Here is a 26,380-nt window from a genome sequence, read left to right on the forward strand (position 1 = left end):
GATAGGGTTAATGTATAAGAACTTAGCCCTATTTTTTATCAATCAATAAAAACCAATCAAAATGAAAAAAATATTTATATACTCATTACTATTGGTAGCTTTCGTAACTGTTTCGTGTAAAAGCGAAGCATCCTTACAAGGTTATTTAGTAGACAGTCAAGATAAAAAGGGATTTATAACTTTAGATATTCCTGCAAGCGTACTACAACTAAGTACAGATAAAGTATCTGAAGAAGATAAAAAAGCATTTGAAAGTATACGTAAGGTTAATATAACAGGTTTACCTTATAAAGATACAGATGAAGCAACTTATAATACAGAGAAAGATAAGTTAAAAGAAATCTTAAATAAATCTGATTATAAAAAATTAATCAATTTTAAGAAAGATGGAATGCATGCTACGATTTATTATTCAGGAGAAGCAGATGCTATTAACGAAATTATAGCTTTTGGTTATGGTAAGGAAATGGGGGTAGGTATTGCTCGTATTTTAGGAGACAATATGAATCCAGGAAAGATTATGGAAATGATGAAAAAATCAAAAGTAAACGAAGGTGATTTAGATTTAGGTAAGTTTAAATCTCTTTTAGGAGGGAATTTCATAAAAGTTAATGAGAATAAAGAAGAAGTTTCTGAGTAGATTTCTTTTAAGACGGAATAAACATAAAGAAAAAGCCATCGTATTTGCGATGGCTTTTTCTTTTTAACTGCTCATTAACAAGCCTCCGAATAGATTTTCCTATTTTTGACATTTAAACGAAAATATTTTATGAAGCTTCAAAAGGCCTTTACGTTATTAATTATTTTTTTTACGCTTACTTTATTCTCACAATCTGATAATACATACAGAGCCGAAAAAGATAAAGTTCATGATATAATTCATACTAAGTTAAAGGTTGATTTTAATTTTAAAGAGAAAGAATTAAATGGTGAGGAGTGGTTAACTATAAAATCACACTTTTATGAAACGGATAAGTTAACTTTAGATGCAAAAGCGATGCTTATTCATAAAGTAACAATGAATAATCAAACGTTGGCTTATAATTATGATGATTTTAAGCTTATTATAGATTTGCCTCGTGCTTATAAACGAACAGAAGAGTTTACAATTTATATTAAATATACTGCACGCCCTGAAAAAGTAAAGCAAAAAGGAAGTGCAGCAATTACTTCAGCAAAAGGCTTGTATTTTATAAATCCAACAGGATTAGATAAAAACAAACCAACACAAGTTTGGACACAAGGTGAAACCGAAGCAAGTAGTTGTTGGTTTCCAACGATAGATTCTCCAAATCAAAAAACTTCTCAAGAATTATACATTACCGTTCCTAGTAAATATGTAACACTTTCTAACGGAAAGTTAGAAAAACAAACCAATAATAGTAACGAAACAAGAACAGATTTTTGGAATTTTAAGAAAAAACATGCTCCGTATTTATTCTTTATGGGAATAGGAGAATATGAAATAATTAAAGATAGTTATAAGAACATTTCTGTAGATTATTATGTAGAAAAAGAATATGCACCTTATGCAAAAGATATTTTTGGGAAAACTCCAGAAATGTTAGGTTTCTTTTCTAAAATTACAGGAATAGAATATCCTTGGAATAAATATGCTCAAATTGTAGGGCGTGACTATGTAAGTGGTGCTATGGAAAACACAACCGCTGTAATTCATGGGGAAAAAGCCTACCAAATGCCAGGGCAATTAATTGATGAAAATATACAAGAAAATACGATTGCACATGAAGCATTTCACCATTGGTTTGGTGATTTAGTTACTGCTGAAAGTTGGAGTAATCTTACCGTAAATGAAAGCTTCGCTAATTATAGTGAATATTTATGGAGAGAGTATAAATATGGAAAGGAGGATGCAGATGCTCATTTATTAGAAGCTAGTGAAGGGTATAAAAACGGGCAAAATTTTGATAAGCATTTGGTACGTTTCAATTACCACGATAAAGAAGATATGTTTGACGCTGTAAGTTATAACAAAGGTGGTGCAATTTTACATATGTTACGTAGTTATCTTGGCAATGAGGCATTTTATGCAGGGATGAATAACTATTTAACAACTTATAAATATAGTACAGGAGAGGCGCATCAATTGCGTTTAGCTTTTGAAGAGGTAAGTGGTAAGGATTTAAATTGGTTTTTTAATCAATGGTACTTTAATAGTGGACACCCAAAATTAGAGGTTTCTTACGATTTTAATAAATTAAGAAAAACAGTTACTGTAAACATTATTCAAAATCAAGAAAACGAGTTTAAGTTTCCTTTTGCAATAGATGTTTTTGAAGGAAGTAAGCGTACAAGACACAATGTTTTTGTTAATGGCAAAGATGCTTCATTTACTTTTCCGTATATAAAACAACCTAATTTAATTCAAGTAAATGCGAATGGGGTTTTATTATGTCATATCAATGAAAACAAGATTTTAAGCGATTATATTCATCAGTTAAAATATGGAGTTAATTATGTGCATAAAAAAGAAGCTTTAATTGAGGTTGCTAAAAACCAAGATGATAAAAAAGCCTTTAATGCTATTGCAAATGCAATGGGTGATGATTATTATAAAATAAGAATTTTAGCTTTAGAGAATATTAACTTAGTTAATAAAAATTCTAAAAAGAGAGCGATAGAAAAGATTAAACAATTGGCAATGAGTGATTCTAAAACATTGGTACAAGCTGCTGCTATTGAAACTTTAGGTAAATTAATAGACCCTGAGTTAAAAGCGGTATTTGAAAAAGGTTTACAAAGTAAATCTTATGCTGTTTTAGGTAAATCGTTAGTAGGTATGTATTATATAGATAAAACATTAGCTATAGCAAAATCGAAAATATTACCTGATGCTGTTAAAAAAATTATAGCAACACCATTAACACGTATTTATTTAGAAGAAAACGATGATGATGAGTTAGTTTTTATAGCTGGTAATGTTATGTCTGGTATGTATTTAAGTCAGAATAGAAAAATACAATCATTATATAAAAAAGCTTATAATAAAATAGCGAAGAGTAATAATACAGCAGCTATTAAAAATTTAGCAGATGATATTGTTTCTAAAGGAATTCAATACAAACAATATAATTTTGATAAGGTAGGAGTAAACCTATTGCGTCAGGTAGTAGATAAGCAGAAAAAGGCTAATTTATCTAATAAGATAAGTAATATAGAAATTGCTAAAGTTGCAATGGCAAAATTATTAGAGTAACCAAAAAATAAATCTTAATTTTGGCATAATAATTGGTTGCCCTAATCAAACCTACATTTTATGAAAAAAATTACTCTAATATTAGTAGTCATAAGCTTTATGATGCTCTCTTGTAACAGTGTTAAAACTACAGCAAAAGCACTTAATTCTGGAGATTATGATAAAGCAATTTCTTTATCAGTAAAAAACTTAGCAAAAAATAAATTTAAAGAGAAAAATCAGCCTTATGTTGTAATGCTTTCAAATGCTTTTAAAAAAGCTACTGATAGAGATTTATCGAAAATTTCATTTTTAGAAAAAGAAAATAATCCTACAAGTCTTAAAACTGTTTATGAACTATATAAACGATTAAATAATAGGCAAGAAAGAATAAAACCTTTATTACCTTTAAAAGATGTATTATCAGGAAACGATGTAAGTTTCAACTTAGTTAACTATGATAATAGTATTATTAGAGCCAAAGAAAACTATTCTAATTACTTATATGAGAGTGGAGTAGCAATACTAAAAAAAGGAACTCAAAATAAAATGAATTATAGAAGAGCTTTTGATGAGTTTAAATACTTAGAGCGTGTTAATTCAAATTATAAAAATACAAGAGATTTATTAGAAGAGGCACATGCTAAAGGTACAGATTATGTGTTTTTATCAGTGAGTAATGAGACTGATTTAATAATTCCTAGAAGGTTAGAAGATGATCTGTTAGCAATGGATACTTATGGTTTAAATGATTTATGGACAGTATATCATTCTGAAAAAATAAGACAAATTAAGTATGATTTTGATTTAGAATTAAATATTAGAAGAATTGATATTTCTCCTGAGCAAATTCGTGAAAAAGAAATTATTAAAGAAAAACAAATTAAAGATGGCTTTAAGTATTTAAAAAATAATAAAGGTATTTATGTAAAAGACAGTTTAGGAAATAAAATTAAAGTTGATAATTTTAGAAAAATAAGATGTCAATTATATCGTTTTACTCAATTTAAAAGTAGTAGAGTATCTGGGGTTGTTAAATATTTTAATAATGCTACAAATCAATTATTAGAGAGTTATCCTATAGATAGCGAATTTGTTTTTGAACATAGTTATGCTGATTACGACGGGGATAGAAGAGCTTTAGATAAAACTTTTTATGGCTTAACAAAACTAAAATCTGTAGGTTTTCCATCAAATGAGCAAATGGTTTATGATACGGGTAGAGATTTAAAAGAACGACTGAAAAATATTATAACAAGAAATAAATTTCGAAATTAAATATTTTTTCAAAAAAAATCTGTAAAAACTCCTATTATAAATAGGAGTTTTTTATTTTTCACAATCCTATGGACTTATTCTCACAATTTGACGGGCTTCCTAAAAATATATTACCTAAAGATGGTACGGTAAACTATCACGGAATTGTTTTATCAAAAGCGCTAGCAGATAATTATTATGATGTTTTACTTAATTCAATTGAGTGGAAGAGTGATGAAGCTATTATTTTTGGCAAATTAATAATTACCAAGCGAAAAGTAGCTTGGTATGCAAATACGTCATTTGAATACTCTTATTCAAACAGAACAAAAATAGCCTTAGTTTTCACCAAAGAATTATTAGCTTTAAAAGCATTGGTTGAAAAAGAAACCAATGAAACTTATAATTCTTGTTTGTTAAATTTATATCATGATGGTTCAGAAGGAATGGCATGGCATTCTGATGGAGAAAAGGATTTAAAGAAAAATGGAGCAATTGCATCTTTAAGTTTAGGAGCAGAACGTAAATTTGGGTTTAAGCATAAAGACACTAAAGAAACGGTTTATAAAGTTTTAGAACATGGATCTTTATTGGTTATGAAAGGTGAAACTCAAACACATTGGTTACACCGTTTACCTCCAACTAAAAAAATACATAGACCTAGAATAAACTTAACCTTCCGAACGATTGAAGTGTAGATTTTTTTGAGCTAAGTAATTAAATTAACAACTTAAATAGTATTAGAATTTATTCTTTTTTATTCAATCTTTTTGAGCCTGACTTTCAAAATCATTAACAATATTAATAAGCTTAAAATAGGAATAATTAACTTCCATTTTGAAAAGTCAGAAGATAATCTAACATACTCTTTGTTAAGAAAGTATTTTTTCTGTTTGTTGTTCCATAGATATTCATGAAATGTAAAAAAAACAGTTTTATTAGTTCTGTAATAACCACTAAATTGATCAGAAATAATAAATTTTACACCATTATTAAGTAATTGTATTGGTTGTGAGTATTGTTTTACACCATTTTGTATCCTATAATATATTGTTGAGAATTTGTTTTTTAAAGCGGGGTGAAAGCCTAGAGAATCACAAACAAAAACATTTATAGCATAAGTACCTGGATCAGTATATGACTTTTCAACAATCTTTTGAGTTGAATAAATAAAAACGTCACTCTTGTTTTGAGTAAAATCGGTAATTACAGTATAATCAGAAAATACTTTTTCAGGAAGTAATATTTGCTTTAGGATTTTAGTACTATCAGATGATTTTATAAAATGAATACCTTTTTTTGTAAATATTAAATCGTAATTAGCTTTTTCTATTTTTTTAATATACTCAGTATTGTAAATTTTAGCATCTAAACTCGAATCAATTACAGCTGTTGTATCTTTAAGAGTTGCTATTCCATTTTGAGAAGCTTCTGAACTTCCTTGCTGAAAATTAATCCATTTTAAAGGTATACTGTGTACATCAACAAATAGTATTGTGATTAACAAAATTGTTAAAATTGACATTAAAACTTCTAAAATTTTCTTTTTCATTGGGTAGTTAAATCTGTAATTAATTATAACAACAATTAGCGAAGTTAATTTATAACAACTGAAGAATCTAAACAATAGTATTAAAGTAGTAGATGTGTTTATTTAAATGCTATTCCTTTATTTTGGCTTAATATATCAGGGATTAATTTGGTAACGTTATGTTGTACTCAAGTTTAGGATTAGAAGAAATTTTATATTGTGTGTCAATTATTATAGAACCACTTAAGTTGTCAGAAATATCTTGTATAAAGACTGGGGTCGTTAAACCACTTTCATTAATATGAATTTCTTCATCTTTATATACTTGTATTTCTGTAATAATTACAAGTTGATTACACTTTGCTAATTTTTCTTTTTTAATTACAGTTTGCTTCTTTTCGAATGTGATTTTTTCAGTTATAACTCTTTCTGTTTGATTAGTAGAAAACATTGATTCTTTACTAACTTCAAATACTTTATTTTCTTTATAATAATGTTTTGCTTGTAGTTCGTTTATTGAAGTTCCTTTTTTAGTAAGACCAATAGATAATGTGATTTTTTCGGGTATAAATATTGAATTTTCTTTTACTTGACTCATTAAGTTTAAAAAAATAGGAACTTGCTGTTCTTTAGCTAATGCAGTTTGCATAGTTTCACTTATAATAATATCAGGTTTATTTTTAGAATCTATTTTATATTTAGTTGCATCATTATTTACTAGCGTTATATCATATGCATCTAATTTTAATTTTGAAATTACATTCTTTAATAATTGAAAACTAAATGGATTAATTTCTAAAAGTGTATATTTTATATCTTGTTTTGAATATCTAAATATTAAAGGAAGAATAAGAGTTGCAAAAGGGCCGGTTCCTGCGTAGAGAATATGAAGCGGTTTTTTACTATTAATTTTATCTTTAATAGCTTTATTAATACCTCTAATAAATTTTCGTGTTCTAATTAAATCATCAAGACAAAGAGCAGCCCAAAATGTACCAAGAGCTTTGCCATTCTCAAGTTCAACATCAATCCGTCCGTCTTCAATATTCATATTTGTTCCACAAATGTCTTCTAAAATAATTCTATATTCTTTAGAGGCTTTTGATAACTTTAAATAGTCAATTTCATCATTAAAATATGCTGAAGTAACTCTAATTATTTCTTTATGTAAGTCCATTATTATTTGCAATTATTTTTTTAATTAATACACTGATTCATCTTATGGCTGATATTCAGAGTAATCGAAAGATAAATGTTCTTAGTTTAAGAATCAAATTAAAATTATTTACTCTTTTTAATAAAATAGGGGAGCATCAATTGATAATAATTACATGAGTACCATTTTTCACATAAATATAATTAACTAAAACAATTAGTAACATCAAAAAATGACTCACAATATTTTTTATATTAGTGTTGTAATTTGTTTAACCTTAATATTTTAAAAATAACATGCCAATAACTAGATCTGAAAGTGGAACAAATTTAAATAATTGGATAGTTAATCTAGGTGATGGTAATTATGCCGCTGCAGATGAAAACCCTGTAAGTATAACAGACATTAAAACTATTAATCGCACTAAAAAATCAATTCTTAAGGCAAATGTTCTTAATAGAAGAATTATGGCACATAATATTACTTATCGTAAAATAGTTGATTCTACAGCTATGACAGATACTCATGCGGCTATTTATAAAATGAAAATTCCTTATGTAATTAGTACATCAAATGTTGATTTTAATGGACAAACAGTTGAAGGTGGCCTTTTTGTATGGGATGGGCTTGCAACTCAATTAGATTATGGTTTGGCTTTTCAATGGGTTATTAATCCATTTGATGTTGATTATAAGAAAATCAGGTATTGGGATGGTAGTAGTTGGTTGTCTTTAGGTGTTAGTTTAGCACCAGATAATAAATATCATACTATTGAGTTTCATTTGGATATTCCAAATTCTGAGGCGTATTTGACAATTGATAATATTACTTATCCTCAAAATGTATTTTCAGAAACTCCCAAAATAGGGTTTGGTACTACAGTCGATGCGCGTTTTCAGGCAGAAATGATAAGTATATTTCCTCCTGAAGTAGGAACAATTCCTTCTCAAAAAGTAAATTTTAAAGATTGGAGTTGGGAGTGGTCTAATGATATTATTGTATAAATTAATATCTATTTATGTATTACCAAAATAAATAATAATCATATAAAAAATTAAGCTCAAAGTATTGAATTATGCTACTTCGAGCTTAATGTTATAAAAAATAAATGAAGTATTTATTTAGTTTTTAGCTTATTTCGTTGATAATATGTTACAATACTAGCTTTTGCTAATGTATTATTCCAAAGATAGTAGCCAACAATAGCAGGATTAGTGCTTTCATTTAACCCAAGTTTTTCTGTTTTTAATGCATAAACTGTAATTATATATTGATGTAAACCATGGCCTTCTGGAGGACAAGGTCCTCCATAACCTTTTGCTCCATAATCAGTAATGCTCTGAATAACTCCTTTGGGTATAAGGTTCAGTTTTGTATTTCCAGCGCCAGATACTAATTCGTTGGCGTTAACAGGAATATCAAATACTACCCAATGCCACCATCCGCTTCCAGTAGGCGCATCAGGATCATACATTGTTACGGCAAAGCTTTTGGTGCCTTCCGGTGCATTTTTCCAAGATAATTGAGGTGATTGATTTTTACCAGTGCAGCCAAAACCATTAAATTCTTCGTTAATTGTAGCTTGTCCTCCTAGATCATTACTTGATAAAGTAAAAGTTTGTTGCCCGAAAACAGAAGTTGAAAAAACGATTAATACTGTTAGTACTTTAATTAATTTTATCATAATAGTTGTTTTAATTACTAATTTATGATGCAAATTTAGGTACTAGTATAGGTTGTGTATTAATTAGAAAGGTTCAAAAAGTATTGTTAAAAGTTCAACTTGATTGATATTGTTTTGGAGTGATTCCGAATTTCATTTTAAAAGCCTGAATAAAGTTAGATAAACTTTCATATCCAACTTGCTCATAAATATCAGAAGGTCTTTTTGATTTGTTTTTTAGTAAAAATGCCGAATGTTCAAGTCTTTTTTCTTGAAACCATTTGCTTGGCGAACTTTTATAGTGTTTTTCAAATTCTCTTTTGAATTTTGATACACTCATATTCGATAGAAATGAAAGTTCTTTTATTGTTAGTTTATTTAATTGATTACTCTCTATTGTTTGAATAAATTTTTGACTTTCGTTGTCACTATTATTAATTATAGAGTATAAAAAGTCTACTCCTTTAAATTCAACGAGATATAGCATTATTTCCTCAAACTTAGCATTTAAAATGTTTTTTTGTATTGGTAATGAAAGTTTAGAAATGTCTAAAAGACTGTCTACAAATCTTCTTATAAATGAATCGTAATTAAATGAATATGTTGAATATAATTTACTTGAGTTTGTTGGAGTAAGTTGAAACTTTCTTATAAAATTTAAAACATCATCATTAGAGAAAAAGAATAGAATACTTCTATAATAGTTAGCAATATTAGAAAGTTTTTCAGTCATTAAACAATGTCCAGATTTCATTAATAGGAATTGAGAATTATCTATTTCAAAAGAAGAATTATCAAAAAACACCTCTTTTTTTCCTTCCTTAAGAAAGCTAAACGTATTTTTTTTAAGTAATATTTGTTGTTTAGATATTTCTTTAGTGCTTTCATAATCATATACACAGATAGCGAGAGAAGAATTTAAATCTAGTTCATCTGGTAATGTTATTATTTTCATTAGGCTTTAGTTGTTTTTTTATAGCTGTGTTATGGTTAGGACTAAACTTTTGAATGTTTATTTGCTCAATTTTAATATACGAAATGCTCCTTGAATTACTAATACAAAAACGATTGTTCCAATAATCAAATCAGGTTTACTCGAACTCAACCAATTTACCAAAATTCCTGCGATTATAACTCCTAAATTGATAATCACGTCATTCGAGGTGAAAATCATACTCGCTTTCATATGTGCCTCTTCTTTGCTCTTTGACTTTTGCAAAATATAAAGACAAATTCCGTTTGCGATAAGTGCAAAAATCGAAACGATAATCATTGTCGAAAAATCGGGAAGTTTCTCGTCTCCAAAAAATCTTCTTATAACTTCCACAAATCCGATAATAGCAAGTGTTATTTGAAAATATCCAGCAAGTTTTGCAATCCGCTTTTTCTTAATCAACGTTCCGCCAACCGCAAACAAGCTAATTCCGTAAACGAAACTGTCGGCAAGCATATCCAAACTATCGGCAACAAGTCCCATTGATTTTGAGATAATTCCTGTTGTCATTTCGATAATGAAAAAGACAAAATTTATGACAAGTACAGACCAAAGTGACTTTTTCTGGTTTACATTTTCTTTAAATTCCGTTTGGTCGGTTTGTTCAGTTGAGATTTTCTTTCCGCCTAAATTCAAATCGATAACTGACTTTTCGATTTGGTCAATTTCTCCGCTGTGAAAAACGGTCAATTTTCGGTTCGGAATATCAAAGTCCAAATTCGCAATACTTTGAATTTCGTCCAGTTTCATTCGGATTAGATTTTCATCGGAAGGACAGTCCATCTTACTGATTTGAAATACCGTTTTGTTGATTTTAGTCGTCATCTTCGTTTCCAAATGGTTTTATAATTACGCCTACGCTAAAAATAAAACCGTCCGTTGGTGCATATATTTCTGGAAATGTTGGGTTTTCGTGAGGTGGTAAAACCAAAGGCGAAAATCTGCTTTGTCTTCTATCTGTAAAGTTTTCAAAATTTACAAAAGTCGTTCCCCATTTAAAATTACGCATCAACATTAAACCCATTGTAACAAAATCTGTGGTTTCTGTGCCATTAGACAAAAATTGTTTTCCTGTGTAAAAAGTTTCGTAACCTATTCGCCATTTTTCAGATTCGTACATCAACACACTTCCTGCATTGTGTTTTGCAGTTAAAGGCTTTTGAGGATTTCCAGCCAAATAGTTCAATTTAGTGTCTATAAAAGCGTAATTTAAAAACCATCTAAAATCTTTATAAGTAAACTTTATGTTAGTCTCTAATCCTTTACTCAAAATTTCATCGGTTGCATTTTCAAATGCAAACAAACCGTTATTCGTACTATTCAATAGCAAACCGTTGTTAATTGCTGTTACATAAAAAAGCTGATTAATAGAAAAACCTACAGTTTCAAATAACCTCGTTTGGTAGTTGACATCAAAATTAACACCATAAGACCGTTCTGCTTTAAGTGTTGATTTATCTATGGCGAGAACATTTTCAAAGTTTATAAATTCAGCCTCTTCGGTAAAAATATCTGGTATTTTGTAACCTAATCCGCCACCAATTCTGCTTGAAAATCCGCTGTCGTTTTTATAAAGTAATGAAACTTTTGGAAGTGGAAAAAAGCCAAAATCAGTATTGTAATCGGCTCGCAATCCAGTTTCTAAAATCCAATTATCCGAAATGTCATAAATATTATTTACAAATGTTCCATACGTAACATCTGTTTGGTCACGTTGTAATTGTGAATTATCATTTTCATCGAAATTTGATGTGTACAAATTTGCACCCAAAATCCAATCGGTTTTTTTAGATGTCTTTTGATAGTTAATTTCCGTAAATGTATTGGTTTGTTTACCGTCAAAACTGAAATCGGGAATAGACAATTTTCTATCGAAAAATGAGATGCTATTTTTGATGTTTAATGAACTCACGGAATCTATCTTTGTTTCATAAACCGCTTGACTGCTCAACCTTTTAGAAATATTTTCTTCTGTATATTGATGAATTCCATTTTCGCCACTTTCAATTTTTGTTATGTCGCCACCAATTCTGTCGTCATACGTTCCATTTAGTCCAATCCAAAATGTTGTTTTCTCGGATGGATAATAAAAAAACTTGGGGTTGAATGAAATAGAAGTAGTTTCTGGCAAATTACTAAAACCATCATCTTCTGGGTCGTACACTTTTTGGTAATGACCAGAACCGTATAGAGAAATCCCAACTTTTTCGTTCCGTTTACTGTAAAATACATTCGCTGTACTTCCCAAAGCTTGTGTTTGGGTTAACATAATATCCAATGCAGGTTCTTCGTCAGGTGTTTTTGAAACCATATTTATCAAACCTGCAATAGCTCCACCACCATATAGTGTTGATGAACTTCCTTTAATTATTTCAAATTGTTGCAAGTCTAAAGGTGGAATTTGTAAAATACTCAAACCGCTGGAAAATCCACCATATAAAGGAAATCCATCTCTCAAAAGTTGTGTGTATCGTCCATCGAGTCCTTGAATTCTAATGTTGGTGTTACCACTACTTAACGAGGTTTGTTGCATTTGTATTCCTGTACTTTCTCGAAGCACCATTGAAATATTGGTCGGATTCATTACTGCTTTTTCGCTTAATTCTTCCGCTCCAATAAATTCAATTCTCGTGGGAATTTTTCTAACCGTTCGTGTACTTCTTGAAGATTGAATAACGACTTCATCCAATTCATTTCCTCCCGATTCGAGTTTGAATGAAAAGACTTTTTTTGTACCAACTTCAATAGTTGTTTCTATGGTTTTGAAACCTACGTATGAAATTTTGATAATTTGGTTTCCGTCTGGAATTTCTGTGAACGTTGCGATTCCGTCAAAATCGGTAATTGCTCCTTTTTCAAGTTCTTCGAAATAAACTGTTGCTCCAAGTAACGGTTCGTTGGTTTCTGAATCTGTAATGAAAATAGAAATATCGCTGTTCTGTGCGAAAGAAATAAATGATATAACGAAAAATAATGAAGTTAAAAATGCTTTTGCCATTTGCTAATTCTGTTTTTAAGAATAGTACAAATGTAAATTGCTTTTAGTGCAACTCGATTGCAAAGATTATTTGTTGCATTTGTCGCATAAACCTTTTACGACCATATTTGCTTGTTGTAATTTGAAATTTTTGGGCAGTTCTAATTTTGGAACTGGAAGGTCAAAAAGGCAAAATGTTTTGTTGCAGTTGGAACAGTAAAAATGATAATGCAAATCTTTTGGGTCGCAGTTACAACCTTCTGCACAAACTGCGTATTTTGTCATTCCTGAACCATCTTCGATGCTGTGAATAATCTTGTTCTCCTCAAATGTCTTTAGTGTCCGAAAAATAGAACTTCTGTCTGTGTAGGCTAATGCGTTTTCAATGTCCTTTAATGATTGAGCTTTTTCTTGGCTTAATAGATGACGTAAAACCACAGTTCGGACTGCGGTATTTTTTACCTTTTTTATTTTTAGAATTTCTTCTTCGGTTTGCATTTTCCTAATGTATGGTTTTTTTGAGCGTTGGCAAGAAACAGCTCTTTTATTTTTTTAAGCGTTGGCTTTTTGCGGTCGGAAAAAATAAATGTGCTGTTTGTGCGGTGGCTTTTTTAGTTCAAATGTTCAATTTTAGCACGATTTTCGCATTATGCACAACAACGGGGTATATGTACCAGTACATATATTTCCATTATGTTTTAAGACAAATTTAATGAAATTTGATATAGTTTATGATAATAAAGACTAAATTTTAAACATCCAATATGTTATATGAAACTCCTTATTTTAAAGGAGGGAAGTAAGTATTGGTTTTAGAGATAAATAGATTATGTGTAGAATTAAACGTTTAATAGACGTTTAATTCTACACATATGAAAAAAAGAAGTTTTAAGAGAGGCGATTGGTATAAAAGTAAATTTTGAGCGCCTTTATTGATATTAAATATATTAAAATTAATAAACCTTTTTAGACCAATCTGCAACATCTTTATAATTAATAAGAAAATTTGTACATTTTTTTTTAAGATAATTTTTTATGTACAAGAGCGCAGTGTTGTTTCTTGTACAGTCTTATAATATGCTAAAAAAAACTGTACAAAAAAGTAGCACAATTCTTTGTACAGTTTTTAATAGTATATAAAAAACTGTACAAAAATATTGTAATATTAAATATAGTTGTTGGTTTAAAAAATAATATTAATGAGTTGCTTAAATAAAGTTTTGATTCTTAAAATTTAAGAATAATGTTTGGCGATGCGAATAGAAGTATTTAATGAAGATTATTTTACTCTCACCCAGTTGTTAGTATAGTGTTCTGTTGGTAATAGCTTTTTTTTAGTGAAAATCGTAATATAAACTCCATTCATTAGTTTGGTCATTTTTCGCAAACATAAAACTTCCGTTATCTATTACATTTAGGTTTATTTTTTCGTCTGACGTAATTTGAAATACAAACTCAAACCCTTTACCAAATCCTTCGTCAATTCCAATTCCAGACTGACAATAAGAAGGGAATCCACCAATTTTATGTTCATATTGATGAAAATCTGCTATATCATAATAGCATTCAATTTCTCCATTATTTTCAAATTCAATTATTTTGTTTTCCATTTCAAGTGATAAACCGCCACCATCCCAAAGAGGACAATCTTGTTTTTGTTCAGCCTTTAAAGGAAATTGTTTTATAAAAGATTTGGGGTTCGATAAATTTTTAAAAGTAACATTTTCTAAATTTTCATATTCTCTTATGATCCAATTTTCTCCCATTTTTTCAAAACATTCTGGGTATTCATTAGATATAAAAACTGTCAATATTTTTGTACTTGATAATTTCGGATGAATAAAAGGTAAATTAGGAATGTAAATTTGAGCTAACGGAAACATTAGTTCTCCGTTTTTATCAATCGGAATTATTTCGTCAGGGCTATAAGCTGAAACTTTGCCTATCCAACTTTCTTGAATTGTATTTTCAGGTCTAAACCCACCAACTTTAAAAATTGTTGTATTTTTAGATATTCTATCTTTTATTTCCTTAATTGTCAATTTTGTTCATTTTTTTAATTATTGGTAACTTTATTGATATAGTTTAAATTTTTTAAGTCTTATTTTTTATAGATAACACTATCTAAAATCCAATATTTAGGTTTTCTATAATCTCTATATTCGTTTATTGCAATTATACCTTTTTCTAAATCATAATAAAAAGAATTAATGTTACCTGACTTTATCTCTATAATATTTTTATATTGATTACCGTTTATTATAATTTGTTCTTTATAGTTTTTTTTAAAAAGATAGGTAGAATTTGAGTTTTTTATGTCTGTTATCATTTTAGGAGTACCACCACCACCTCTATAAAACCACATACAATCATATTCTTTCAATTCACGTGCTTTGTTAAAATAAAAATCAGTTGTTAGTTCAATTTTAATGCTCTGAAATGAGTCTGAGTTTGTTTTTAAATTAACCTCATGTAACTCATTAGTAGCTTTTATTATTCTCTTTTTATCTTTTGAAGATAAACATATTTCTTTTCTTTTTATTTTCTCTTTATGGGTATGTGGTTTCGTAATCATGTATATAACCTTATTACCTAAAGAATCTTTAAATATTAACTGTTTTTCATTATTTTGATAAGGGAAAGAGTTTAAAGATTTTTTAGATAATTTAAAATTACCTAAATTTAATTCGGAAGGACATTGTTCTTTACAAGATATGATTATAACTAATATCATTAATACTTTTAGTTTCATTTTGTAAGGGTTTTATAGTTCCGAAAAATATGTTTAAGAGTGTGAATTCATTTTTATTCAAGGCTAGTGAAAGATAAATATTCTTAGATTATAAATTAAAACTACTTCATCTTCTCAAAAAAAGTTAACTCATAATTAGGTAACAATTTAGGATGTGTAATTTTAATAAAATCTTTTAGCACTAAATCGGGTCTAATAGGGGCTAGTTCAAAAAATAAAAGTCCGCCAGTAGCTCCTTTTTTTGTCCCCATAGTATATATATTGCCATTATTTAAAGCATCAAACTCCTTATAAAGTTTGTTAGCACTCTTTAATTGCTCTTTAGTTTCGTACAAACCGCAACCAATCCAATAATCGGCGCTTTTTCCTCTATCTAAAACACTCTCGAAACTTAACTGTAAGCTACCAGTTCCTTTTGTTTCTTTCCATAAATAATTAAGGTTAGCATCTTTTAAATAAGTAGCCATAAAACTTTCACCGGCAGGTACATTCCAAATATCTTTAAACATACTACCAGATATAACAGTAGCAGGTTTTTTTGTCGTGCTTTTAGCTATTTTAGTAGCTTCTATATAGTTTTTTTCAATACTTTTAAAAATGCTATCCGCTTCTTTTTCTTTAGACAGCAGTGCTCCAAAAAACTTAATCCATTCCGCTCTACCTAAAGGCGTTTCTTCTAGCCAATCACCATTAAATATAACAGGAATCGCAGCTTTTTTAATGTTTTCGTATAATTTACTGTTTGGGTGTAATGAAAAACCAATAACTAACTCGGGCTGTAAATCCATTAATATTTCGGTATTTATACTTTGTTCCGACCCAAGTTCTACTATTTTATTTTCTTCAATTCTTTTTCTGGTTCTTTTAGATGAAATATATTTTGTGTGTGGAAAACCAACTAATTTATCTTCACTATTTAAAAGCTCTAACATTGGTATGTGTGTGGTACTTGTAACAACCAATTCGTTTACAGGAACTTTAATTTCGTTTTTAGCAATGTTCGTTTTATTAGTTAATGTAAATTCAAATTGCTTTTTAGAATTTTGAAATACTTTTTTGATGATTAATTTTTTCCTACCATTTTTAGTAATAATATCAAAACCCTTTGCGTATTTAATAGGGCTAAGGGTATCAACAATTGTTGTTATATTTTTATTTTCACTGTTTTTACATTGAATTAAAAGCAGAGAACTTATAATAAGTAATATAAAATGTTTCATTTTGTTATAGTGTAAATTTTATGATAGCCCCGTAATTTAGTTTTAAATCGAAAGATTTATCTAAAGGTGTTTTGTTTATGTATGCCCACAAACTTCTAATAACACCAGCGTGGGTAACAATAACAGCTCGCTCTTTTTTTAGGGTTTTAAGCTCGTTTAAAAACTGAACAGTTCTGGTATGTAAATGGATATAAGACTCACCATTAGTAACGGTAACGTTTACAAAATTATTCATCCAAACATCCAATTCTGGTTTGTTAATATCGTCCCATTTTTGCAGCTCCCAATCACCAAAATCGAGTTCTTTTAAACGATCATCAAGAATAATAGTGTCAGAAAGTTTTTCAGCTAAGAGTTTACAGCGCTGTAACGGACTTGAATAATAAGCGGTGTTAATATCATTAACTTTAATCGCTTTTAATATCGGTTTAATTTCTTCTGCAAAAGTATCAACAACACCAAGATCGGCTTGTCCGTAGCAAATACCTTTTTCAATATTCGGAGTTGTATGTCTAACTAAAATAATTTCCATAAGGCAAGTATTGATAAATAAAATACTACTTCACTAACTTGTTGTAATGCACCAGCGCAATCTCCTGTTTGCCCGCCAATCCATTTTTTGAATAGGCGCGACATATATAAGTAAGTTAAAAACAACGGAATTAAAACTAAGAATATTCTAATATCTTTAAAAAACAATAAAGGTAACATTCCGAAAAATCCCGAAATAATAAGTGCTTTTGTACTCATTTTTTTAGTTGTAGGCTTCACTTTAGCAGTATCAACATCTCTTACATATTCGTGTGTGTATAATAAAATGGTAGCGACAAATCGACTAATTGCATGTCCTGATATAAGTACTAAAGGAATATTTTTTAACACATTGTTTAATTCATGTAGGCTTAAAAACTTTATCGCTAACATTGAAATGATTCCCACAACACCATAGGTTCCTAATCGAGAATCTTTCATAATGATTAGAATCTTTTCTTTAGTCCAACCACCACCAAAGCCATCACACACATCAGCAAAACCATCTTCATGAAAGGCACCCGTTGTCCATACCGAAGCAACAATACTAAGTACAATGGCAATACTGGGATTAAAAAGGAAAGAAGCACCAGTATAAACAATTGCTGATATTGTACCAACAAGTATACCTACTAACGAGAAATAACGGCTACTTTTATTTAAAATTTCAGGAGAATGATTTACCCATTTTGGACAAGGTATTCTCGTAAAAAACAAAACAGCTGTTAAAAAATAATGAATTTGGTTTTTCATAAATTAAGCTTCAGATACGTTTGCGCTTTTAAAAGTAGCCATTTCGTTTAAAAAACTAACGGCAGCTTTTACAATAGGAAAAGCAATGGCACTACCAGTACCTTCACCTAATCGTAAACCTATATTTAGTAATGGTTTTGCATTTAAAAAAGACAACATTTGTTCATGGCCTTGCTCACCAGAAGTATGGCAGAATAAGCAATAATCTACAATGTTTTTATTAATGGCTTGGGCAGCTAATAAAGCGGCAGTAACAATAAAACCATCAATTAAAATGGTCATTTTTAAAGATGCAGCTTCTAACATGGCTCCGCACATCATCACAATTTCAAAACCACCAAAAGCAGCTAAAGCATCCATCGAATTTTGAATGTTTTTTTCATGTAAATCTAGTACACCTCTAAGAATTTGTCCTTTCTTAGTAACACCATCATCATTTAAGCCTGTTCCTTTACCAACACAATCTTCAATTGGCGTATTGGTAAAATAACTCATTAATAAAGCAGCAGATGAAGTGTTACCGATTCCCATTTCGCCAAAACCGATGGTATTTGTACCTTCTTTAAATAATTTAGTAACTATTTGTTTTCCTTTATTTAAAGCTAACAAACAATCATTTGTTGTCATGGCCTGTGTAATACTATAGTCTTTTGTGCCTTTTGCTATTTTTGCATGTATTAGATTTTCATTTTCTTCAAAGTTGGCGTTAACGCCTGCATCTACAATTGTTAAGTCAATATTATTTTGATTACAAAACACGTTAATAGCAGCTCCGTTATTCAAAAAATTTAACACCATTTGTTGGGTTACCTCTTGTGGATAAGGACTAACTGGTTTTGATTTTACAATACCGTGATCGCCAGCAAAAACAACAATACTAGGTTTTGATAAAGCAGGAGAGAGGGTATTTTGAATTTGCCCAATTTGTAACGCAATCGTTTCTAAAACACCTAAAGCTCCCAAAGGTTTTGTTTTAAAATCAATCTTATCTTTTAGCGCTTCTTTTAGCGTAGTTGAAATTGGTGTTATATTAGTAGGATACATGTTTTTATTTTAAAGTTAATGGTAATCCAGATACCATAAAAGTAGCTTTATCAGCTTTTTTTGCAATGTATTGATTTACCCAACCTTGTAGTTCAGTAAATTTTCGGCCAATTTTAGTATCGGCATGCAAACCCATTCCTATTTCATTAGAAATAATAATAATAGTGGCATCTATTTCAATCAATTTATCTATTTCTTGGGTAGCTAAACGTAAACTTTCTTCTACATTATTTTTAGTGTCTACATAAAAATTTGTTAGCCATAAAGTAACACAATCAACAACTACTGTGGTGTTTTTAGGAATTACAGTGCTTATATTTTTTTCTTCCTCAATAGTTGTCCAACGTTCATCTCTATCAGAAAGATGTCTATCCACTCGTTTTTTAAAATCAGCATCCCAAATTCTTGAAGTTGCTAAATAATAAGGAGTATTAGATAGTGATTCCGCCAATTGTTGAGCGTAACCACTCTTTCCAGAGCGTTCTCCGCCAGTAATATAATATATCATGTATAAAGAAATAAATTGAAAGCAAAGATTGTAAAGATTTTTTAGAAAAAGAGAATAATACTAGAGAACTATGTAATTTAGCCGCTTAAAATCTATTTTTATGAAAGTTTCTTCATTTATGCCAGCTGTAACCCAAATGATTTATGATATGGGGTTACAAGAATATCTAGAAGGTATTACTTTTGAATGTCCTGCAATTGCGCTTAAAGAAAAACAAGTTGCCGTGCGTTACAAATTAGAAGGACAAACTTTAACGAGTGAAGAAATAAATACTATTTTTTCTAAAACTAAAGCAGAAGGCGGTACATTATATTATGTAGATGAGTCTGTTTTAGAAAGTATAGCACCAGATATTATTTTTACACAAGATGTATGTGATGTTTGCCAAATAGATACAGAATCGGTTGCAAAATCTGCCTATAAATTAAACAAAGTTCCTGAGTTAATATCAATAACACCAAATTCTTTAGAAGATGTTTTTGACAATGCTTTAACTATTGCAAAAGCGATGGGTAAAGAAACGGTAGGTATTAATTATGTAAATAAACTTAAAGAACGTATTTATACTATTGTAGATACACAAAGAGCTAAGAGACTACAATCTAAAAGTGTGATGTTATTAGAATGGATAGATCCGCTATTTAACTGTGGACATTGGATTCCTCATCAAATAGGCTATGCAGGAGGTATTGATTTATTAGCGCATCCATCAGGAGATAGTATTGTTATTTCTTGGGATAAAATTGTAAAATATGATCCTGAAATTTTAATTATAGCGCCATGTGGTTATGGTATTGAAAGAACTATGGAAGATATGCATTTTTTAGAAGAAAAACCAGAATGGAGTTCTTTACGTGCTGTAAAAAACAAACAAGTTTTTATTGCTGATTTTGCCATGTTTACACAATCGTCTGCAAGTACTTTAGTTGACGGAATAGCGTGTTTAACTGCAATGATTCACCCGAATTGTTTTTCGGTATCAGAAGAGATTACTACTAAGTTTTCTAACTATAATGATTTATTGATGCTAGATTCTTAATAAAATAGCATAAGTTTGCAAAAAATTTGGGTTTTGATGTTTAAAATAGCATCAAATTAAAAGGGAATTTGGTTAAATACCAAAGCTGTTCCCGCAACTGTAAGCTACTAAGCTTGTAATTATTCTTTAAGTCACTGTTTATTTATAAATGGGAAGACCAATTACAAGACGCAAGCCAGGAGACCTGCCTAAATATTAAATAATTCAAACTTTCGGGATAAGGGTTTTAATATATTATGAAGAAATACACACTTTTTACAATATTTTTTACTGTTACTCTTTTTTCTTTCGCTCAAGAGAAGTCTAAAATGAGTGTTTTAGAAGAAGTTATTGTTTTAGCTGATAAAAAGTTGGTAAAGAATTCTAACGGTTACAAAATACATAGGTTAAGTGATTCTGTAATAACAAGAAACATAAAATCGTTTAGTTCTTTATTACGATTTAATTCACCAATATATCTTAGAGAATACGGAGCTGGAGGAACGAGTACTGCAAGTTTTAGAGGAACAAGCGCTTCAAATACGGCGGTTATTTGGAACGGAATTAATATAAATTCGGTAAACAACGGTCAAACAGGGTTTAATTCTTTAACAGTTAATCTAGTTGATGCTATAAATGTTAGAAGTGGTGGTGGTAGTATAGAGTACGGTTCTGGAGCAATAGGAGGTACGGTACATTTAAATGATTATTTAAATTTTAAATCTAAAGAAACTATAAGACACCAAGTTGTAGCAAACGCTGGTAGTTTTAGTACATACAATAGTTTGTATAAGTTTAACCTATCTAACGAAAAGCTATCTTTAAAATTTGGAATTTCTTATAATGAATCAGAAAATGATTATAAATTATTAGACACAAAATTTAAAAATGCAAATGGAGCTTATGATAATTTAAGTTTAAATGTTGGTTTTGCTTATAAGTTTTCAAATAAATCACAACTAAAATTTTATAGTACTAATTATTCAGGAAAACGTTTGTTATCAGGTGAATTGCCAAATCCGAGGTCAGCAAATGATAAGTACAAAGATTTTAATAATAGAAATTTAGTTATATATAATTATAAAAAAGAAATTTTTAATCATGAATTAAAATTAGCTTTTTTAACACAGGAATACCAGTATTTTGATAATAAAAACGTAGAAGATTATAGTTTTGGAAAATCGAAACGTTATTTAATTAATTATGCATTAGGTTATAAAATACCTTCTATAAAAGCTAAAGTAACATCGTATTCTGAATATGAAACAATATTTGGTAAAACAGATATGATACAAGAGAAAAATAGAAAACAGTTTTCTCAATCGATAATATATCATCAGAATATTTATAATAAAGTTTTTTTTGATGCAAAAATCAGAAAAGATTTTAATTCAGATTATAATGTTCCGTATAGTTTTGCTTTTGGACTTAAAGCGAACACGTTTAAGAACTTTAATCTAAGGTTAAATAGTTCTAAAAATTATAGAGTACCTACTTACAATGATTTATACTGGCCTGGACAAGGAAATTTAAACCTTGTAGCTGAAACAGCTATGCAAGGAGAGCTAGGTATTGGTTTTAAAAACAGTAAAATAAAAGCCGATTTAGGTGTGTTTTATATTTCAGCGAAAAATAAAATAGTTTGGACACCAAATGGAAATCCTGATAAACCAGGGGTTTGGTCTCCAATAAACTTATCTAATGTAAATAACAAAGGAGTAGAGTTTGTTTTTTCTTACAGCAATAATTTTGATGAAAATTTTATCGATTTTAATTTTAATTATAGTTATACAGAAGCTAAAAATAAAAGAACAAACACTTTTTTGACTTTTGTACCTAAGCACCTTTTAAACGGAAATTTAAGTTATTCATATAAAAGGTTTGGTTTGTTTTTTCAGCAAGTATTTACAGGAATGACATATACAACAGAAAGTAATTCTAAAGATTTTGTAATACCTCATTTTTTCGTTTCTAATATAGGTGGGGATTTTAAAATTTTAAAACAACATCAAAAACAGTTATCAATTGGTTTTAAGGTAAATAATGTGTTTAATAAATTATATATAACACAACCAAGAAGACCAATGCCAAATAGAAATTTTAATATTAACATAAACTATAAATTTTAAAACAATGAAAATTAATAAATTATTTACGCTTATACTAGTATTAGGGGCTATTATATTTACTTCTTGTAGCGATGATAATACACCAGATTTACCAAAAGGAGATTACGACAAAGGTATCTTAATAAGTGGTGAAGGTAGTGGAAGTACTGGTTCAATTTCTTATGTATCTAATGATCTTACTACTAACGAAAATTTAATATACAAAAAAGTTAATAATAGTGAGTTAGGAACATTTTTACAGTCAATTGCTTTTGATGATGATAGTGCTTATATTATTGTAGATAATCAAAATACAATTACAGCAGTTGATAGGTATTCTTTTACAAAAAAGGGAGAGATAACTACTAACTTAGAAACTCCTAGATATATGGTTGTTTCTAACGGTAAAGGTTATGTAACAAACTGGGGAACAACAGAAGGTTTTGTAGCTGTTTTTGATATGAATAGTTATAATTTCATAAAAAAAATAACTATTTCTACAGGACCAGAGAGAATTTTAGAAAAAAACGGAAAATTATATGTTTCTCATAAAGGAGGTAATGGAAGTAACAATGTTATTTCTGTAATAGATATTTCAACAGATGATGTACAAGAGATTATCGTTAATGATAAACCAGATGAAATGTTTTTTAACAATTCAGGAAATTTAGTTGTTTTATCTGAAGGTAAAGCTGCTTGGACAAATGATGAAACTCTTGCTGCTATTTCTAAAATTGATTTAAATGATAATTCGGTAACTAAAATGGAGTTTAAAGACGGAGAACATCCATCTTTAATGGTATTTGATAATAATGTAATTTATTATAATTTAAGTAATAAGGTTTATAAAATGAATACATCAGAGACTAGTTTATCTACTGCAGAATTTTTAACAATTGAGTTATTTACAACTGGATATTCTGAATTTTATGGAATGGAAGTTAAAGAGAATAAGCTTTATGCTTTAAGTACTCGATTTTCTGACTTAAGTGAATTAAGAGTATTTAATTTAATAGATAATAGTAAAATTAAAACAATAGAGGCGCCTATCGGGGCATCAAAAATTTACTTTAATAATTAAAAGAATAATAATTCCCCCCTCTTTATAAACTTTCAATAATATTAAGTTTATGAAAATAAGCCCACTTACATTTTTAAGTGGGTTTATTGTTTATAAAAATTTCTTTTTAATTTCTTTTGAAGGAATTATACAATTCTCTTTTTTGCCAAACCATTTATATCTGTTTTTAGCAATAAAATCATAACTATAATTTCTAATAGCTTCAGGTATTAATTCAAGAATAGTTGTTAAGCTCCAAATACCACCAAAACCGATCATAATTTTTAAAGCTGCTGTTGATTTTATATAATAAGCAATATTAGGTTCATACAAAATAATGGAATCTATTTTTGTAATATCAATACCTAAATGATTTATAATTTCTTTTCCAATATCTGACTGTAACGAAGTAAAAACGTACTGGTTTTTAGTATCATATTTAATAACTTTTAAAACGGCATCATTGCAAAAATTACATACTCCATCAAACAAAATTATTTTTTTATTAGTTGGTAAATTAACCATTGTATATACTTATTATTAAAAAAGCAAAAATATTTTGTAACATAAATCAAAATTAAACGTCTTGTAGGAAAGTAAATAATGATTTAACATATAATTGGTAACAAAATTATGTTTGAGTATTTATTTTAGTATAAAATTAACTAACTGCGATGATTAAAATAGAAAACCTACATAAATCCTATCCAATAGGTAAAGACTCTCTTCATGTTTTAAAAGGACTTGACTTGCATATTAAAGAAGGTGAATTTGTATCTATTATGGGATCTTCAGGATCAGGAAAATCTACTTTATTAAATATAGTTGGTTTGCTAGATTCTCATGATGAAGGGAATTATTACTTAAATGGCGAGTTAATTGAAGATTTAAATGAGAAAAAAGCTGCAATTTTACGTAATAAGTTTTTAGGCTTTGTTTTTCAGTCTTTCAACTTAATATCTTATAAAACAGCTTTAGAAAACGTAGCATTACCGTTATATTATAAAGGAGTCAATAGAAAAGAAAGATCAAAAATTGCTTTAGATTACCTTGAAAAAGTTGGTTTAAAAGACTGGGCTAATCATTTACCTAATGAACTTTCTGGAGGACAAAAACAACGTGTTGCAATTGCAAGAGCTTTAGTAACGAAACCTAAAGTTGTATTAGCAGATGAGCCAACAGGAGCGTTAGATTCTACTACGACAGATTCTGTAATGGATTTGTTAAAAGAAATTAATAATGAGGGTATGACTGTTTTCGTAATTACGCACGAAGAAGAGGTTGCAGAGCAAACAAATAGAATTGTTCGTTTAAAAGATGGGGTTATTATAAGTGATGAGTATACTTTAGTAAACAATACAAAAGAAAAAGCAATTTAATTATGTTTGATTTAGATCGTTGGAGAGAAATATTTCAAAGTATAAGTAAAAATAAATTACGTTCGGTAATGTCTGGTTTTACAGTTGCTTTTGCAATATTGTTATTTACCTTACTTTTTGGTATTGTAAGCGGATTGAGTAATTCGTTTAAAGGAGCTTTTGTTGATGATGCAATGAATACCATGAGGGTTAGAGTTTGGAAAACTACAAAACCTTATAAGGGATTACAAACTGGTAGAACAATTCAGTTAAAGAATAAAGATTATAATTTTATTAAAGAAACTTACGAAGATAAAATTCAACACCAAACAGCCAGGATTTATAAAAATGTAACTATTTCTTATAAAAATAAATCTGATAGTTATAGATTAAGAGCAGTACACCCAGATCATCAATTTTTAGAAAAAACAATTATAGATGAAGGTAGGTACATTAACGAACGAGATTTAAAAGAAAAATCGAAAGTTATTGTTATTGGGCGTTTAGTTAAACAAGATTTATTCGGTGAAAAACCTGCATTAGGTAAACGAGTAAGCGTAAACGGGATTTCGTATTTAATTATTGGAATTTTTTCTGATGATGGAGGAGATAATGAAGAGCGTCAAACCTATATGCCAGTTACTACAGCACAAATGATATACGGTAATAATGACCATTTAAGTCAAATTATTGTAGGGTATGATCCTAAATTAAGTTTAGATCAAGCGATTGCATTTGGTAATAAAATGGAGCGTGATTTACGTAAAAAATTAGGAATACACCCAGATGATCAAAGTGCACTTTCAGTAAGGAATATGGCAGAAGCGAACAAAGGAGTGGGAACATTTATGCTAGCACTATATTTTATTGTGATATTCGTTGGGTCAGGTACTTTAATAGCAGGTATTATCGGTATTAGTAATATTATGATTTTTGTTATTAAAGAAAGAACTAAAGAATTTGGTATTAGAAAAGCATTAGGTGCAAAACCATCATCAATTGTAGGTATGGTAGTACAAGAATCCGTTTTAATAACCACCATTGCTGGATACTTAGGTTTATCATTAGGAACTTATATTTTAAGTTTAATAGGAGATGGTTTAGAAAAGTATTTTATAAAAGATCCAAGTGTGAGTCCAGGTATTGTAGTAGGAGCTACTGTTGTTCTAATTTTATCAGGGTTAATTGCAGGCTATATACCTGCGAAGAGAGCCGCGAATATTAAACCAATTGTAGCATTAAGAGCAGATTAAT

Annotated in this window: 25 protein-coding genes and 1 riboswitch; of the genes, 10 read left to right on the plus strand and 15 right to left on the minus strand. The window is 29.1% G+C overall.

Going from position 1 to position 26,380, the window contains the following annotated elements; translation table 11 throughout:
- Positions 1 to 61: 61 nt before the first annotated feature.
- The 4 genes from H518_RS19490 to H518_RS0107770 all read left to right on the plus strand — a co-directional run bounded on the left by H518_RS19490 (position 62) and on the right by H518_RS0107770 (position 5,151).
- Positions 62 to 640: a DUF4252 domain-containing protein gene (locus H518_RS19490; protein WP_051263710.1), complete on the plus strand. Its 579-nt coding sequence runs from the start codon at positions 62 to 64 to the stop codon at positions 638 to 640.
- Positions 641 to 769: 129 nt separating this feature from the next.
- On the plus strand, positions 770 to 3,217 hold the full coding sequence (locus H518_RS0107760) for a M1 family metallopeptidase (protein WP_028888525.1): 2,448 nt from the start codon (positions 770 to 772) through the stop codon (positions 3,215 to 3,217).
- 60 nt (positions 3,218 to 3,277) lie between these two features.
- Positions 3,278 to 4,474 carry a hypothetical protein gene (locus H518_RS0107765; protein WP_028888526.1) on the plus strand — a complete coding sequence of 399 codons (1,197 nt, stop codon included), beginning with the start codon at positions 3,278 to 3,280 and terminating at the stop codon, positions 4,472 to 4,474.
- 68 nt (positions 4,475 to 4,542) lie between these two features.
- Entirely contained in the window at positions 4,543 to 5,151 is a 609-nt protein-coding gene (locus tag H518_RS0107770) for an alpha-ketoglutarate-dependent dioxygenase AlkB family protein (RefSeq protein WP_028888527.1), read from the plus strand.
- A gap of 59 nt (positions 5,152 to 5,210) precedes the next feature.
- Here H518_RS0107770 and H518_RS0107775 read toward each other — a convergent pair whose 3' ends face one another.
- Together H518_RS0107775 and H518_RS20460 are read right to left on the minus strand one after the other, a co-directional pair.
- The gene (locus H518_RS0107775; RefSeq protein ID WP_028888528.1) at positions 5,211 to 6,005 is read right to left on the minus strand and encodes a single stranded DNA-binding domain-containing protein; all 795 of its coding nucleotides are present in this window, start codon (positions 6,003 to 6,005) and stop codon (positions 5,211 to 5,213) included.
- Positions 6,006 to 6,147: 142 nt separating this feature from the next.
- The gene (locus H518_RS20460) at positions 6,148 to 7,161 is read right to left on the minus strand and encodes an SAM-dependent methyltransferase (RefSeq protein WP_028888529.1); all 1,014 of its coding nucleotides are present in this window, start codon (positions 7,159 to 7,161) and stop codon (positions 6,148 to 6,150) included.
- Positions 7,162 to 7,436: 275 nt separating this feature from the next.
- On the opposite strand from H518_RS20460, the gene H518_RS0107790 reads away from it, so the two are divergent.
- Entirely contained in the window at positions 7,437 to 8,144 is a 708-nt protein-coding gene (locus H518_RS0107790; protein WP_028888530.1) for a hypothetical protein, read from the plus strand.
- 113 nt (positions 8,145 to 8,257) lie between these two features.
- On the opposite strand, the gene H518_RS0107795 is transcribed toward H518_RS0107790, so the two are convergent.
- The 12 genes from H518_RS0107795 to H518_RS0107850 all read right to left on the minus strand — a co-directional run bounded on the left by H518_RS0107795 (position 8,258) and on the right by H518_RS0107850 (position 19,582).
- Positions 8,258 to 8,824, minus strand: coding sequence for a YbhB/YbcL family Raf kinase inhibitor-like protein (locus H518_RS0107795; RefSeq protein WP_028888531.1), 567 nt, complete (start codon positions 8,822 to 8,824; stop codon positions 8,258 to 8,260).
- Between the two features lie 94 nt (positions 8,825 to 8,918).
- Positions 8,919 to 9,758, minus strand: a complete 840-nt coding sequence (locus H518_RS0107800; RefSeq protein WP_028888532.1) for a helix-turn-helix domain-containing protein — start codon at positions 9,756 to 9,758, stop codon at positions 8,919 to 8,921.
- 57 nt (positions 9,759 to 9,815) lie between these two features.
- Positions 9,816 to 10,610: a cation transporter gene (locus H518_RS0107805; protein ID WP_028888533.1), complete on the minus strand. Its 795-nt coding sequence runs from the start codon at positions 10,608 to 10,610 to the stop codon at positions 9,816 to 9,818.
- A 1-nt stretch (position 10,611) separates the two neighbouring features.
- The gene (locus H518_RS0107810; RefSeq protein WP_028888534.1) at positions 10,612 to 12,795 is read right to left on the minus strand and encodes a TonB-dependent receptor; all 2,184 of its coding nucleotides are present in this window, start codon (positions 12,793 to 12,795) and stop codon (positions 10,612 to 10,614) included.
- A gap of 66 nt (positions 12,796 to 12,861) precedes the next feature.
- A complete protein-coding gene (locus H518_RS0107815) occupies positions 12,862 to 13,272 on the minus strand; it encodes a Fur family transcriptional regulator (protein WP_028888535.1) in 411 nt (136 codons plus the stop codon).
- An 836-nt stretch (positions 13,273 to 14,108) separates the two neighbouring features.
- Positions 14,109 to 14,816 carry a DUF1963 domain-containing protein gene (locus H518_RS0107820; protein ID WP_028888536.1) on the minus strand — a complete coding sequence of 236 codons (708 nt, stop codon included), beginning with the start codon at positions 14,814 to 14,816 and terminating at the stop codon, positions 14,109 to 14,111.
- A gap of 59 nt (positions 14,817 to 14,875) precedes the next feature.
- Positions 14,876 to 15,526 carry a hypothetical protein gene (locus H518_RS0107825; RefSeq protein ID WP_028888537.1) on the minus strand — a complete coding sequence of 217 codons (651 nt, stop codon included), beginning with the start codon at positions 15,524 to 15,526 and terminating at the stop codon, positions 14,876 to 14,878.
- Positions 15,527 to 15,627: 101 nt separating this feature from the next.
- A complete protein-coding gene (locus H518_RS0107830; protein WP_028888538.1) occupies positions 15,628 to 16,746 on the minus strand; it encodes an ABC transporter substrate-binding protein in 1,119 nt (372 codons plus the stop codon).
- Positions 16,747 to 16,750: 4 nt separating this feature from the next.
- Entirely contained in the window at positions 16,751 to 17,278 is a 528-nt protein-coding gene (gene cobC, locus H518_RS0107835; protein ID WP_028888539.1) for an alpha-ribazole phosphatase, read from the minus strand.
- On the minus strand, positions 17,263 to 18,030 hold the full coding sequence (locus H518_RS0107840; RefSeq protein ID WP_028888540.1) for an adenosylcobinamide-GDP ribazoletransferase: 768 nt from the start codon (positions 18,028 to 18,030) through the stop codon (positions 17,263 to 17,265). Before H518_RS0107840 ends, cobC begins: the two co-directional genes overlap by 16 nt.
- A 3-nt stretch (positions 18,031 to 18,033) precedes the next feature.
- On the minus strand, positions 18,034 to 19,074 hold the full coding sequence (cobT, locus tag H518_RS0107845; protein ID WP_028888541.1) for a nicotinate-nucleotide--dimethylbenzimidazole phosphoribosyltransferase: 1,041 nt from the start codon (positions 19,072 to 19,074) through the stop codon (positions 18,034 to 18,036).
- 4 nt (positions 19,075 to 19,078) lie between these two features.
- Positions 19,079 to 19,582 (minus strand): bifunctional adenosylcobinamide kinase/adenosylcobinamide-phosphate guanylyltransferase, encoded by a 504-nt coding sequence (locus H518_RS0107850; protein ID WP_028888542.1) that lies wholly within the window; start codon positions 19,580 to 19,582, stop codon positions 19,079 to 19,081.
- A 100-nt stretch (positions 19,583 to 19,682) separates the two neighbouring features.
- Between H518_RS0107850 and H518_RS0107855 the strand changes: the two genes are divergently transcribed.
- From H518_RS0107855 to H518_RS0107865, 3 genes are all read left to right on the plus strand, one after another.
- Positions 19,683 to 20,621, plus strand: a complete 939-nt coding sequence (locus H518_RS0107855; RefSeq protein WP_240472506.1) for an ABC transporter substrate-binding protein — start codon at positions 19,683 to 19,685, stop codon at positions 20,619 to 20,621.
- A gap of 11 nt (positions 20,622 to 20,632) precedes the next feature.
- Positions 20,633 to 20,827: riboswitch (cobalamin riboswitch) on the plus strand.
- A gap of 30 nt (positions 20,828 to 20,857) precedes the next feature.
- Entirely contained in the window at positions 20,858 to 22,729 is a 1,872-nt protein-coding gene (locus H518_RS0107860) for a TonB-dependent receptor plug domain-containing protein (RefSeq protein WP_028888544.1), read from the plus strand.
- A gap of 4 nt (positions 22,730 to 22,733) precedes the next feature.
- On the plus strand, positions 22,734 to 23,789 hold the full coding sequence (locus tag H518_RS0107865; RefSeq protein WP_028888545.1) for a YncE family protein: 1,056 nt from the start codon (positions 22,734 to 22,736) through the stop codon (positions 23,787 to 23,789).
- 90 nt (positions 23,790 to 23,879) lie between these two features.
- On the opposite strand, the gene H518_RS0107870 is transcribed toward H518_RS0107865, so the two are convergent.
- Entirely contained in the window at positions 23,880 to 24,293 is a 414-nt protein-coding gene (locus H518_RS0107870; RefSeq protein WP_028888546.1) for a thiol-disulfide oxidoreductase DCC family protein, read from the minus strand.
- Between the two features lie 149 nt (positions 24,294 to 24,442).
- Between H518_RS0107870 and H518_RS0107875 the strand changes: the two genes are divergently transcribed.
- Positions 24,443 to 25,147, plus strand: coding sequence for an ABC transporter ATP-binding protein (locus tag H518_RS0107875; protein WP_028888547.1), 705 nt, complete (start codon positions 24,443 to 24,445; stop codon positions 25,145 to 25,147).
- Between the two features lie 2 nt (positions 25,148 to 25,149).
- A complete protein-coding gene (locus tag H518_RS0107880) occupies positions 25,150 to 26,379 on the plus strand; it encodes an ABC transporter permease (RefSeq protein ID WP_028888548.1) in 1,230 nt (409 codons plus the stop codon).
- Position 26,380 lies beyond the last annotated feature (1 nt).

This window comes from Tenacibaculum ovolyticum DSM 18103 (assembly GCF_000430545.1).
GTDB lineage: Bacteria > Bacteroidota > Bacteroidia > Flavobacteriales > Flavobacteriaceae > Polaribacter > Polaribacter ovolyticus.